The organism is Aquincola agrisoli (assembly GCF_036621135.1).
GTDB classification, from domain to species: Bacteria; Pseudomonadota; Gammaproteobacteria; order Burkholderiales; family Burkholderiaceae_C; genus Aquincola; species Aquincola agrisoli.
On record NZ_JAZIBG010000003.1, the window covers coordinates 1 to 13,111 of the forward strand.

The 13,111-nt window shown below is 71.5% G+C and carries 8 protein-coding genes and 1 pseudogene; 3 read left to right on the top strand and 6 right to left on the bottom strand.

Features of this window, described 5'->3' with window-relative positions; all coding sequences use genetic code 11:
- Positions 1 to 118: 118 nt before the first annotated feature.
- Complete coding sequence (locus V4F39_RS00465) at positions 119 to 925, bottom strand: IclR family transcriptional regulator (RefSeq protein ID WP_332287260.1); 807 nt, start codon at positions 923 to 925, stop codon at positions 119 to 121.
- Positions 926 to 1,094: 169 nt separating this feature from the next.
- Here V4F39_RS00465 and V4F39_RS00470 point away from each other — a divergent pair, with 169 nt between their 5' ends.
- Positions 1,095 to 2,096 (top strand): tripartite tricarboxylate transporter substrate binding protein, encoded by a 1,002-nt coding sequence (locus V4F39_RS00470; protein ID WP_332287261.1) that lies wholly within the window; start codon positions 1,095 to 1,097, stop codon positions 2,094 to 2,096.
- A 22-nt stretch (positions 2,097 to 2,118) separates the two neighbouring features.
- Here the strand turns inward: V4F39_RS00470 and V4F39_RS00475 are convergent, their stop codons facing one another.
- Positions 2,119 to 2,778, bottom strand: a complete 660-nt coding sequence (locus tag V4F39_RS00475) for a FadR/GntR family transcriptional regulator (protein ID WP_332287262.1) — start codon at positions 2,776 to 2,778, stop codon at positions 2,119 to 2,121.
- Between the two features lie 178 nt (positions 2,779 to 2,956).
- On the opposite strand from V4F39_RS00475, the gene V4F39_RS00480 reads away from it, so the two are divergent.
- Complete coding sequence (locus V4F39_RS00480; RefSeq protein WP_332287263.1) at positions 2,957 to 3,826, top strand: fumarylacetoacetate hydrolase family protein; 870 nt, start codon at positions 2,957 to 2,959, stop codon at positions 3,824 to 3,826.
- Between the two features lie 45 nt (positions 3,827 to 3,871).
- Positions 3,872 to 4,843 carry a Bug family tripartite tricarboxylate transporter substrate binding protein gene (locus V4F39_RS00485; protein ID WP_332287264.1) on the top strand — a complete coding sequence of 324 codons (972 nt, stop codon included), beginning with the start codon at positions 3,872 to 3,874 and terminating at the stop codon, positions 4,841 to 4,843.
- A gap of 9 nt (positions 4,844 to 4,852) precedes the next feature.
- Here the strand turns inward: V4F39_RS00485 and treY are convergent, their stop codons facing one another.
- The 4 genes and pseudogenes from treY to V4F39_RS00505 all read right to left on the bottom strand — a co-directional run.
- Entirely contained in the window at positions 4,853 to 7,780 is a 2,928-nt protein-coding gene (treY, locus tag V4F39_RS00490; protein WP_332287265.1) for a malto-oligosyltrehalose synthase, read from the bottom strand.
- Complete coding sequence (gene treZ, locus V4F39_RS00495; RefSeq protein ID WP_332287266.1) at positions 7,777 to 9,624, bottom strand: malto-oligosyltrehalose trehalohydrolase; 1,848 nt, start codon at positions 9,622 to 9,624, stop codon at positions 7,777 to 7,779. Before treZ ends, treY begins: the two co-directional genes overlap by 4 nt.
- Entirely contained in the window at positions 9,624 to 11,750 is a 2,127-nt protein-coding gene (glgX, locus tag V4F39_RS00500) for a glycogen debranching protein GlgX (protein WP_332287267.1), read from the bottom strand. The genes treZ and glgX overlap by 1 nt, the downstream gene beginning before the upstream one ends.
- A 26-nt stretch (positions 11,751 to 11,776) precedes the next feature.
- Positions 11,777 to 12,988 (bottom strand): annotated as a pseudogene (locus V4F39_RS00505) (glucose-1-phosphate adenylyltransferase); the annotation flags it as partial.
- Positions 12,989 to 13,111 lie beyond the last annotated feature (123 nt).

The following is a 13,111-nucleotide window of genomic DNA, read 5'->3' on the forward strand; positions in this document are numbered from 1 at the left end:
CGATCACCCCAGCCGCTACCAAACTGCACGGGCCGGTCTGGCCGCCTCAACGGCGTTCAGACTCTACCGTGCCGGTCTGGTCTGAACATACAAGCCGCCGCGGCCACGGATGCCGCGGCTACCAGTCCCCGCCATGGATCAGCGCGCGGATCTCCGCGGCCGCCACGGCCAGCGCCGCGCCCATCGCTTCCAGCGTGGACCGGGTCAGGTACGACGACGGCCCGCCGATGGTGAGCGCCAGGGGCGGCCGGCCATCGCCCACCAGCACGGGCACACCCACCGCGGAAATCTGCGGCTCCCATTCGCGCTCCGAGGTGACGAAGCCCTGGGCCGCGTACTGCCTGAGCGCACGGGCCAGGCCCTCGCGCTGCCGGGGCCAGCCTTCGGCGTCGGCCTGGGCGAGGCGCTCGCACAAGCCCTCCCGTTCCGCCTGCGGCAGCGAACACAGCAGTGAACGTCCCATCGCCGTGTCCGCCAGCGGCAGGCGCGCACCGACATCCAGGCCCAGCGTCAGCCGGTTGCCGCCCCGGCAGTGCGCCACGTAGACCATCTGCAGCCCGTGCCGCAGCCCCATCGACACGGCCACCTCGAAGCGGTCGGCCAGCGCCTGCATCACGGGCCGCGCGACCCGGCCGAGGTCGAAGTTCGTCAGCATCGAGAAACCCAGCGCCAGCACGCCGCCGGCCAGCGCGTACTGGCCGGTCTCGGCGCGGTGCCGCAGGTAGCCCAGTTGCGTCAGCGTGAAGGTCATGCGCGAGACGGTCGCCTGCGGCAGGCCGCTGCGCCGCGCGATCTCCTGGTGCGACAGCCAGCGTTCGCGCGTGCCGAAGCACCGCAGCACCTCCAGGCCGCGCGCCAGCGCGGTGACAAAGCGCCGGTCCTGGGCGGCTTCGGGGGCCTGGGGGGCGAGGCGGCGGCGTGACATGATTGCAATGGTCATTATTCCGATATGCGGAATATAAAGGCTCTCCGACCACTGTCACCCCCGTGACAAGCCCTTGGGGTTTGTGCCGCGTTTACAGGACAAAGCCATGCCCTCTACGATGGATGACGATCCACCTTCACTCCGCAGTGCGGAATACAGGCGACGCCCCATGCCCCACGATCCCGCTCCCTCGCCCACCGCCCCGGCGCTGCGCCGCCGCACGGTGCTGGCCGCTGCCGCCGCGTCGGCCCTGGTGCCCTTCGGCACCGCACGGGCCCAGGCCTTTCCCAGCAGGCCGATCACGCTGATCGTGCCGTGGCCCGCCGGCGGCTCCACCGACCGCCACCACCGCCTGCTGGCCGAGCTGGCCAGCAAGCACCTGGGGCAGAACGTCATCGTGCAGAACCAGCCGGGCGCCGGCGGCACGCTGGGGCCCGGCTCGATGGCGCTCACCGCCAAGCCCGACGGCTACACCATCAGCCAGTACCCGATGGGCATGCTGCGCATCCCGCACATGCAGAAGACGCAGTGGCATCCGCTGAACGACTTCACCTTCATCATGGGCGTGTCGGGCTACACCTTCGGCTTCGTGGTGCGCGCCGATTCGCCCTACAAGACCTTCAACGACTACGTGGAGGCCGCGCGCAAGCAGCCCGGCAAGATCGACTACGGCTCCACCGGCATCGGCACCAGCCCGCACCTGCTGATCGAGGAAGTGGCCGAGGCCGCCAAGATCCAGCTCAACCACGTGCCCTTCAAGGGCAACGCCGACCAGATGCAGGCGCTGATCGGCGGCCACGTGATGGCCGCGAGCGACGCCACCGGCTGGGACAAGTTCGTCGACGCTGGCCAGATGCGGCTGCTGCTCACCTTCGGCGAAACACGCACCAAGCGCTGGCCGCAGGTGCCCACCGCGAAGGACCTCGGCTACGGCGTGGTGTCCACCTCGCCCTACGGCCTGGTCGGCCCCAAGGGCATGGACCCGGCGGTGGTGAAGGCGCTGCACGACGCTTTCAAGAAGGCGATGGACGATCCGCGCCACGCCGAGGTGATGGAACAGCTCAACCAGCAAGTCTGGTACCGCACCGGCGACGAATACCGCGCCTGGGCGACCGAAACCTTCGCCAAGGACCGCCAGCTCATCGAGAAGCTGGGGCTGGCCGCCAAGTAGCCGCCGCGCCCTGCCGGGGCGATCAGTCGCCCAGCAGGTTGCGCCGCACGTGCAGCAGGTGCGCGCGTGTGTGCTGCACGGCCGCGGCCAGGTCGCGGTCTTTCAGCGCGGCCACCAGCGCACGGTGCTCGCGCTGGTAGGCGGCGCGCCGTTCGGGGGTGACGCTGCGCCGCTTGAGCATGCCCCACTCGCCCTGCGCCCGCACCGCATTCATCGACTGGAAGACCCCCGTCACGAAGCTGTTGTGCGCAGCCTTGGCAATCGCCTCGTGCAGTGCGCCGTCCCAGTGCTCGAACTCCTCCAGCGTGGCGGCCGCCTCGGCCTGGCTGCAGCAGGCTTCCATTTGCTGGAAGTCGGCGGCCGTCGCGTTGCGGATCACCATCTCGACGATGGCCGGCTCCATCGCGAGCCGCGCCTCCATCAGTTCCGCCGGGCTGGTCGACAGCGCCGCGGGCGCCGACGCCACGGTGGCGGCCTGCGCCGTCACGTAGGTGCCGCTGCCCACGGTCTGCGTGATGAGCTGCTGCGCCTTCAGCTGCCCGAGCACGCGCCGCACCGTCGAGCGGCTGATGCCGTACTGCTCGCTCAGCTCACGCTCGGGCGGCAGCCGGTGGCCGGGCCGCAAGGCGCCGGTACGCAACTGGTCGAACAAGGCATCCCGGAGGGTGGCAGCGGCATCCACGGGTCAATCGCTCAGTGAGGAAGCCGTGATCGTACCAAATCGGACCAATTAGCGGTGACATCCTGCAGCCGTGAGAGCGGAAAGGGTGAAAGCGCAGCTTGTCGTGGCCTGCCATTGGTCCTATAGTGGTCCTCATTGGATCTGATTGGTATCAATTGGTTTTTGTAGGAGCACCATCTTGCGCATCGCCACCTTCCTGCTCGACGGCCAGCGCCGCGTCGGCCTCGTGTCCGCCGACGGCCAGCATCTGCAACCGCTGAAGCTCGCACCGGCCGACGCCCGGCGCGGCGCGCTGGCGCTGATCGAGGCCGCCGCGAACGGGCAAGCCCTGCCCGAGGCCGAGGGCCCCGAGATCGCCCTGGCCGGGGTGCGGCTGGAAGCGCCGCTGCCGCTGCCGCGGCGCAACCTGTGGTGCGTGGGCCGCAACTACCACGCGCATGCCCAGGAGCTGCAGGCCTCGGTCTTCAAGGACAACAACAGCAACCCCGCGTCGTGGCCCATCGTCTTCACCAAGGTGCCCGAATGCGTGGTCGGCCCGCATGACGACGTGCAGCTGCCCGGCGCCGTGTCGTCGCAGATCGACTACGAGGCCGAGCTGGCGGTGGTGATCGGCCGGGGCGGCAAGAACATCGCGCGCGCCGACGCGATGCAGCACGTGTTCGGCTACACCGTCGTCAACGACGTGACCGCCCGCGACGTGCAGATGCGCCACCAGCAGTGGGACATGGGCAAGTCGTTCGACACCTTCTGCCCGATGGGCCCGTGGATCGTCACCGCCGACGCGCTCGACGGCACCAAGACCCGCGTGCGCTGCTGGGTCAACGGCGAGCTGCGCCAGGACGGCCCGACCGAGAACATGATCTTCGACATCCCGACGCTGATCGAGACCGTCTCGCGCGGCATCACGCTGTACCCCGGCGACGTCATCGCCACCGGCACGCCGGCCGGCGTGGGCCTGGGCCTCACGCCCCCGCGCTTCCTGCAGCCGGGCGACGTGGTGCGCATCGAGATCGACGGGCTCGGCGTGATCGAGAACCGCTTCGCCTGACGGCGACTGCCTCCCACCCATCCAAGAACCCTCCGGAGACAAGCCATGAACCTGCCCGCCCTGAAAAGGGCGCTGGCGGTGGTCGCGTTCGCCGCCACCACCGGCGCCAGCGCCAGCGACTACCCACAGCGCCCCATCACGATGATCGTGCCCTTCCCGCCCGGCGGCGTGGCCGACACGGTCGCCCGCCCCGTCGCCGAGGCGCTGGGACGCGAGCTGAAGCAGAGCATCGTCGTCGAGAACAAGGCCGGCGCGGGAGGCAGCCTCGGCATCGCGCAGGCCGCGCGCGCCACGCCCGACGGCTACACGGTGCTGATGACGCTCTCGTCGATCTCGGTGCTGCCCGAGGCCGACCGGCTGCAGGGCCGCAAGCCGGCCTACCAGCTCGAACAGTTCGTGCCGATCGCCCGCTTCACCGCCGACCCGACGGTGCTGGTGGTGCGCGCCGACGCGCCCTGGAAGACGCTGGAGGCGTTCATCGCCGACGTGCGCGGCAAGCCGGGCACGTACAACTACGGCAGCTCGGGCAATTACGGCTCGATGCACGTGCCGATGGAAATGCTGAAGTCGCAGGCCGGCATCGACATCACGCACATCCCGTACACCGGCGCCGGGCCGGCGCTCACGGCGCTGCTGGGCGGCCAGGTCGATGCGGTGGCGAGCGGACCCTCGAGCGTGCTGCAGCACATCAAGGGCGGCAAGCTGCGTGCGCTGGCGCACTGGGGTGATGCACCGCTGGCCACCCTGCCGCAGGTGCCGAGCCTGGCCTCGCGCCAGATCGAGGCGCGCTTCGCGCAGTGGACGGGCCTGCTGGTGCCGGCCGGCACGCCGGAGCCGGTGGTGCAGCAGCTGCGCGCCGCGGCCCGCAGGGTTGCCGCCGACCCGGCCATCCAGGCGAGCATCCTGCAGGCCGGCAGCCCGGTCGACTACCTCGATGCGCCGCAGTTCGCCGCCTACTGGAAGGAAGATGCCGCGGCGCTGGTGTCCGCCGTGCGGCGCATCGGGCGCCTGGAGTAGCCGGGGGCGTCAGCCGTTGCCATTGCCGTTGTCGGCCCCGCGGGTGCGCAGCAGCAGCACGGCCACCGGCAGGTCGGCGAGCGCCGCGCCCAGCGGCAGGCCCTCGGCCGCCAAGGCCACGGAGCGGCCGGTCAGCGCATCCACGGCCTCCGGTCCGCCGGCCAGGCGCGGCGCCATCGCGTTGGGCCAGGCGATCGAGGTGCCGGACCACGCGGCTTCCCCCACGGGCCACTGGCCGGCCTCGAAAGCCTGTGCGAACTTGCGGCCGGCGATGACGAGCAGCGTCGCCCCCTTCACGCAGCGCGCGAAGGCGATCGCATGGGCGCGTTGGCGGCCCTGCACCCGCAGCGGCTGGTAGTTGCCGTCGCGCAGCAGCGCCGGCAGCTCGGCGCGCAGGTGCAGCAGCCGCCACAGGCACCACAGCTTGAGCCGGCCGTCGGCCGGCGTGCGCGCCAGCGCGGCCAGGGTGTCCGCGGCAGGCAGCCCCTGCGTCGCGGCCTGCTCGAAGCCCTCCAGCAGGCGCTCGCGCACCGCGTAGTCGACCGGCTGCCGGTTGTCGGGGTCCACCAGCGTCAGCGGCATCAGCTCCGAGCCCTGGTACAGGTCCGGGACGCCCGGCGACGTCAGCTTCAGCACCGTGGCGGACACGCTGTTGAGCGCCCCGTACCACGCCAGCTCGCCGGCGCGGGCGCGCAGCTCGCTCAGCACCGGGTTGGGCTGCAGCCGGCCCAGCACGCCGTGGATGAAGCGCTGGAGCGCGGCCTCGTACGCTGCGTCGGGCCGCACCCAGCTCGTGTACTGCTTGGCCTCGCGCACCGCCTTCAGCATGTAGGCCTGGATGCGCTCGCGGTAGGCCGCCAGCGCCTCCTCGGTCAGAGGCTCGGCCGGCAGGCTGCCGAGCAGCGTCTGGTAGAGCAGGTAGTCGTCGGACGGCGCGGGGGCGGGGCGGCCATTGGCGTCGCTGCGCCACGCCCGCGTGCCCTCGCGCCAGCGGCGCAGCCCCAGGCGCAGCGCGGCCGGCTGCTCCGACAGCACGTTGATGCGCTGGCGCACGTCTTCCGCGCGCTTGTTGTCGTGCGTGGAGCTGGCCAGCATGGTGTGCGGCCAGTGCCGGGCGCGGTCGACGCTGGCGCCGTGGAAGGCCGCCGCCGACAGCCCGAAGACCGCGGGCTCGCCGCCCACCTCGTTGAGCGAGACCAGCCGGTGGTAGCGGTAGAAGGCCGTGTCCTCCACGCCCTTGGCGGCCACCGGCGCGCAGAACTGCTGGAAGCGCAGCACGAAGCGCCTCAGCAGCGCCTCGGCCGCGGGGCCGCCCAGGCCGGGCGGCGGATCGCGCAGCAGGCAGCGGCGCACGAACTCGAACACGCCGTCGTCGGCGATGCCGCTGTGGCGGCGCGCGTCGGCCACCGCCCATTCGATGAAGCGGCGGTCCTGCGCGCTGGGGGTCTCCACCACGTAGGTGCGGTAGACGGGCATGCTCGCCGCCACCTCGGCCAGGGCCTCGCGCAGCGTGTTGAAGCCGTGGTCGCGCGTGCTGCGGTGCGACTGCGCCACGCGGTGCAGCGCCTGCGCGAGCAGCGTGAGGTCCGAGGCCAGCGCGCCGCGGGCCACGGCCAGCTTGGCCTCGCGCACGATGTGCTCGTAGCCGGCCGGCGCCTGAGCGTGTTCGCGCCACAGGCGCTCCAGCCGGGCGGCATGGCGGCGCTCCACGAAGAGGCCGTTGACCACGTTGGCGAAGCGGTAGCCGGTGGTGCCGTGCAGCGCCCAGGCATGCGGCACGTCCTCGTGCGCGGCGGCGATCTTCTCGGCCGCCACGTACAGCGGCCCGAAGCGGGACGCCGGGTCGCGCTGCTCGCCGCGGCGCTGCGCATAGCCAGCCTGCAGGCGCTCGAAGTACTGCGCGGGATCGAGCAGGCCGTCCGGGTGGTCGATGCGCAGCCCGTCGACCACGCCGGCGGCCGCGAGGTCGAGCGCACGGCCGTGGGTCGCCTCGAAGACCTCGGGCACCTCAACACGGATGGCCGCCAGCTCGTTGACGTCGAAGAAGCGACGGTAGTTGATCTCGTCGGCCGCCACGCGCCACGAGGCGAGCCGGTAGGCCTGGCGGTCGTGCAATGCGTCGAGCGCATCGCGGGCCGGCGCCTCGTTGAGGGCCTTCAGCGTGCCGTCGATCGCGGCCTGCACGGCCGGTGCCGACGAGACGTCGGCGAGCGCCGCCTGCAGCACCGGGACGGCGGCCTGGCGCTGCGTGCGCCGCGCCTCGTCCGGGTCGTCGTGCGCGGGCAGCGCCGCGAACTCCTTGCTCAGGCGCTGCAGCATCTGGCGCACGGCATCGCCGCCCGGCAGTTCCTCGACCACCTGCTGCAGCACCTGCGCGTAGCTGCGTGGATCGAGCGGGAAGAGGTGCTGGTGGTAGTGCAGCGCCAGCCGCCCGGCGCGGTGGCCCAGCTGCAGCTCGCCGCGGTCGAGCACGGCGCCGTAGCTGTCGCCCAGCACCGGCACCAGCAGCTTGCCGCGCAGCGAGCGGTTGGGCGGCGACCAGTCGATGTCGAAATGGCCGGCATAGCGCGAGGCCTGCCCGTTCTCCAGCACGTCCAGCCACCACGGGTTGTCGGCGCCGAACACGCCCATGTGGTTGGGCACCATGTCCAGCAGCAGCCCCAGGCCCTGCGCGCGGGCCGCCGCGGCAAAGCGCTCGAAGCCTTCGTCGCCGCCCAGCTCCGGGTTGATGGTGCCGGGCTCGACCACGTCGTAGCCGTGCAGGCTGCCCGGCCGCGCACGCCAGATCGGCGAGCAGTAGACGTGGCTGACCCCCAGCCGCCGCAGGTAGGGCAGCACGGCCGCGGCCTGCGCGAAGCCGAAGTCCTTGTGCAGTTGCAGCCGGTAGGTGGCGCGGGGAATGATGGCGTCGGGCATGGTGATGGATCGGTCGGTCATTCGCCGGCAGCCCGCACGGCGGGCTCGAGCGTCGCCAGCACGCCGGGGCCGTGAAAGCGGCAGCGCCCGTCCCCCAGCGTGGCGGCCAGCTCGAACACGGCGTGCTCGTGCGCGCCGACGGGCCATTCGCCCGCGCCGTCGCCGAAGTGCGCGCGCAGGCGCCAGCACGTGCCGTCCGCGGCCGCCCAGGCGACCGACAGGCCCTCGCCCTGCGCTTGCCACCGCCCGCCCCGGTGCATCTGCGGCAGCAAGGGCAGCAGGTGCTCGCGCCGCAGCGCCAGCAGGCGGGTGACGAAGGCGAGCCGGTGCTGCCCCGCGGCACGGTGGCCCTCGGCCCAGCGCAGGGTGCTCTCGCTGAAGGTGGCGGCGGCGTTCGGGTCGGGGATCGCCTGGCGCGCCGCCGGGTCGGCGAAGGCCGCGAAGCGGGCGAACTCTTCGCGCCGCCCCGAGGTGACCGCCTGCGCCAGCGCGCCCTCGTGGTCGCAGAAGTAGAGGAACGGCGACGTGGCCGCGAACTCTTCGCCCATGAAGAGCATCGGCACCTGCGGCGACAGCAGCAGGCAGCCAAGCAGCGCCTCCACCCGCGCCGCGGGCGCCACCGCGTCGAGGCGCTGGCCCAGCGCGCGGTTGCCGATCTGGTCGTGGTTCTGCAGGAAGGCGACAAATGCGGTGGGCGGCAAGTGGGCGCTCGGCTCCCCGCGCGCGGCGCCGCCGGCGAAGGCACTCGGCTGGCCCTGGTAGATGAAGCCCTCGGCCAGGGCGCGGGCCAGCTGGGCGACGGGTTCGTCGGCGTAGTCCGCGTAGTAGCCGTCCGTCTCGCCGCTGGCGACGACGTGTGCCGCGTGGTGCCAGTCGTCGTTCCACTGGGCGAGGCCGGCGCCGCCGCCGGCGGCCCGGTCGCGGGCCAGCAGGCGTGCGGCGTTGCGCTCGTTCTCCAGCACGAGGTGCACGTGGCGCTCGCGGCCGGGCCCATCGCGCAGCGCGGCGGCGATCTCCTCGACCAGGTGCGTCGCGGAGCCGTCGAAGAGCGCGTGCACCGCGTCGAGCCGCAGGCCGTCGAGCCGGCAGGTCTGCACCCAGTACAGCGCGTTCTCCACGAAGTAGCGGCGCACCGCCTCGCACTGCGGGCCATCGAGGTTGATCGCCGCGCCCCACGGCGTATGGTGCGCCGGGTTGACGAACGGCGGGCAGTACACGCCCAGGTAGTTGCCGTCCGGGCCGAAGTGGTTGTAGACCACGTCGAGCAGCACCATCAGCCCGAGGCCGTGCGCGGTGTCGACGAAGGCCTTCAGGTCCTCCGGCGTGCCGTAGGGGGCATGCACCGCGAAGGGCAGCACGCCGTCGTAACCCCAGCCGCGCCGGCCGGGAAAGGCAGCCAGCGGCATCAGCTCGACCGCGGTGATGCCCAGCGCCTGCAGCGCCGGCAGCCGCGCGGCCGCCGCCGCGAGCGTGCCGTCGGGGGTGAAGGTGCCCACGTGCAGTTCGTACACCACCGCCTCGTGCCAGGGCCGGCCCGCCCAGTCCGGATGCCGCCACGCGTGGTGCCCGGGGTCGACGACCTCGCTCGGGCCGTGAACCCCGAGGGGATTGAAGCGCGAGGCCGGATCGGGCACGGCCAGGTCCTCGCGCACCCGGAAGCGGTAGCGCGTGCCGTGGCCGGCGCCGGCCACGGTGGCCTGGTGCCAACCCCCCGGCGCAGGCTGCAGGCAGTGCGACGCGAGCACTTCGCCCTGCGCACCCACGATCTCCAGCCCGGCCTCGCGGCAGCCGGGGGCCCACAGGCCGAAACGGGTGGCGTCGCCGAGGGGCAGCGCCCCGAAGCGGAAGGAAGCCAGGTCGTCCATCATTCCGGGGCCAGGGGCCGGGACAGCACCGCGAGGGAGCGGCCGCGCAGCGCGTATTGGCTGCCCGGCGCGTGGCGGGCGCCGCCGTCGCCCAGGCCGTCGTGGGCGGTGTCGGCGGTGTCCACCTCCACAGTCCACGATGCGCCTTCGAACGCCGGCAGCACGAACGCGACATCCTCGTGGTGCGCGTTGAACAGCAGCAGGAAGTCGTCGTCGACCATGCGCACGCCGTAGCGGTCGGTGTCGGCGAGGCCGTTGCCCGCGACGAACATGCCCAGGCAGCGCGCGAAGGCCTCGGCCCACTCGGCCTCGCCCATCTCGACGCCGTCAGGGCGCAGCCAGCGCACGTCGTGGCCCCGCTCGCCGGCCGGGCCGGCGAAGAAGTCGCGGCGGCGGAAGGTCGGGTGCTCGCGGCGCAGCGCGATCAGCCGGGCGACGAAGCGCGTCAGCGACTCGCGCTCGGGCGTCGGGCGCCAGTCGAGCCAGCTGATCGGGTTGTCCTGCGCATAGGCGTTGTTGTTGCCGCCCTGCGTGCGGCCCATCTCGTCGCCGCCCAGCAGCATCGGCACGCCTTGCGAAAGCAGCAGCGTGGCCAATAGGTTGCGCTTCTGCCGCTCGCGCAGCGCGTTGACCTCGGCATCGTCGGTTTCGCCTTCGGCGCCGCAGTTCCACGACAGGTTGTGGTTGTGGCCGTCGCGGTTGTCCTCGCCGTTGGCGTCGTTGTGCTTGTCGTTGTACGAGACCAGGTCGTGCAGCGTGAACCCGTCGTGCGCGGTGACGAAGTTGATGCTGGCGTTCGGGCGCTTGCCGCTGCGGCCGTAGAGGTCCGAGGAGCCGGTGAGCCGGCGCGCGAACTCGCCGAGCTGCCCCTCGTCGCCCTTCCAGTAGGCGCGCATGCCGTCTCGGTAGCGGTCGTTCCACTCGGCCCAGCCGAGCGGGAAGCGGCCGGTCTGGTAGCCGCCTTCGCCGAGGTCCCAGGGCTCGGCGATGAGCTTGACCTGGTTGAGCGTCGGGTCCTGGCGCACCGCGTCGAAGAAGCCGCCCAGGTGGTCGACCTGGCCCTGCTCCCGGGCCAGCGCGGAGGCCAGGTCGAAGCGGAAGCCGTCGACGTGCATCTCCTCGACCCAGTAGCGCAACGAGTCCATCACCAGCTGCAGCACGCGCGGCTGCTCGATGTTGAGCGTGTTGCCGCAGCCGGTGACGTCGTGGTAGTAGCGCCTGTCCTGCGCCAGCACGTAGTACGACGCGTTGTCGATGGCGCGCATCGACAGCGTGGGCCCGAGGTGGTTGCCCTCGCAGGTGTGGTTGTAGACCACGTCGAGGATGACCTCGATACCCGCCGTGTGCAGCGCGCGCACCATGGTCTTGAACTCCTTGACCTTCTGCGACGCCGAATAGCGCATCTCCGGCGCGAAGAAGCCGAGCGTGTTGTAGCCCCAGTAGTTGCGCAGCCCCTTCTCGGCCAGGTAGCGGTCGTTCACGAAGGAGTGCACCGGCATCAGCTCGACGGTGGTGACGCCCAGGCGCTTCAGGTGGTCGATGGCGGGCTTGGTGGAAAGCCCGGCGTAGGTGCCGCGCAAGGCCTCGGGCACCTCGGGGTGCTGCATCGTGTAGCCCTTGACGTGCAGCTCGTAGACGACCATCTCGTGCCACGGGATCTCGGGGCGGCGGTCGTCGCCCCAGCTGAAGGCCGGCTCCAGCACGCGGCACTTGGGCATGTAGGCGGCGCTCTCGCGCCGGTCGAAGGACAGGTCCGCCTTGCGGTGGCCGATGCTGTAGCCGTAGAGCGCGTCATGCCAGCGCAGCGCGCCCACATAGTCCTTCGCGTACGGATCAAGCGCCAGCTTGTGCGGATTGAAGCGGTGCCCCTCCTCCGGCCGGTAGGGGCCGTGCACGTAGTAGCCGTAGGCCTGGCCGGGCCTGGCCTCCGGCAGGTAGCAATGCCAGACGTGGTCGGTGCGCTCGCGCAGCTCGATGCGCTGGCGCTCGCGGCCGCGTTCGTCGAACAGCGCCAGCTCCACCCGTTCGGCGTACTGGGAGAACAGCGCGAAGTTCACCCCCTGCCCGTCCCAGGTGGCCCCGCGGGGATAGGGCTTGCCGGGCCACACCGCCTGCAGCGGCGTCATGCGCCTGCACCCGCTGCGGTGTTGCGCTTGAAGTAGCCGCGGGGCACGACCACGATCCCGCTGTCGCTCACGTGGAAACGGCGGCGGTCGCGCTCGACGTCGCCGCCAATCACCTCGCCCGGCGGGATGTCGTTGTCCTGGTCGACGATCGCCCGGGTGATGCGCGCACCGCGGCCGACGACGGTGCGCTCCATCACGATGCAGTGGTCGAGCCGGGCGTCCTCGTTGACGGTGACGGCGCGGCGCAGCATCGCGTGGTTCAGCCGCGCGTTGTTGACGACGCAGCCCGAGCCGACCACCGAGCGCGTGATGACGCCGCTCTCGATCTGCGCCGACTCCGACGGGTCCTGGCTGGCATAGATGGGCCAGCTGGGGTTCGTCATGCGGAACCGGGGCCGCGCCCCTAGCGTGTCGAAATGCGCCTCGAAGTACGACTCGATGGTGCCGACGTCGCGCCAGTAGTGCGGGTCCTCGAAATCGGCGAGGCCGGGGATGTGGTTGGTCGCGAAGTCGTAGGCCAGCACGCGGTGGCTGCGCGCCAGCCGCGGCAGGATGTCGGCGCCGAAGTCGCGCTCGCCGCTGGCATGCGCGCGGCGCAGTTCGTCGACGAGCACGCCGGTCGAGAAGATGTAGTTGCCCATCGACGCCAGCGCATGGCCGGGCCGGCCGGGCATGGCGGTGGTCGTGGTGGGCTTCTCGCGGAAGTTGCGCACCCACAGATCCGCGTCCGTCTCGACGATGCCGAACGACGCGCACTTCTCGATCGCGACTGGCAGCGTGGCGACGCTCACGTCGGCCTGCGCGTCGATGTGCGCCGCCAGCATCTGCCGCACGTCCATGCGGTAGACATGGTCGGCGCCGAAAACGGCGACGAAGTCGGGCTGGTGCGTCTCGATCAGGTGGAGGTTCTGGTAGATCGAGTCGGCCGTGCCGCGGAACCACTGCGGACCGTCGCGCATCTGCGGCGGCACGATGGTGATGAAGTGGTCGGGAATGAAGCGCGCCATGGTCCACGACTGGCGCACGTGCTCGATCAACGCCTGCGACTTGTACTGCACCAGCAGGTATACCGAATAGATCTCGGAATTCACGAGGTTGCTCAGCACGAAGTCCACGACCCTGTGCTTGCCGTTGAAGGGCACCGAGGGCTTGCAGCGGTGCTCGGTCAGCGGAAAGAGACGCGAGCCCTCGCCCCCCGCCATCACGAAGGCGAGTACATCCGGTTTACGTTTTTGCATGCCAACTCCTGTGGCGGCAGGCGTCGTCTTGACCCGCTGCCGCATGTTGCAGGAAGTGTCTCGGCCCGGCTGACGGGCTCGCGTAGGACGATGGCTCATCCGCGCGTCGGCACCGCAGGGTGA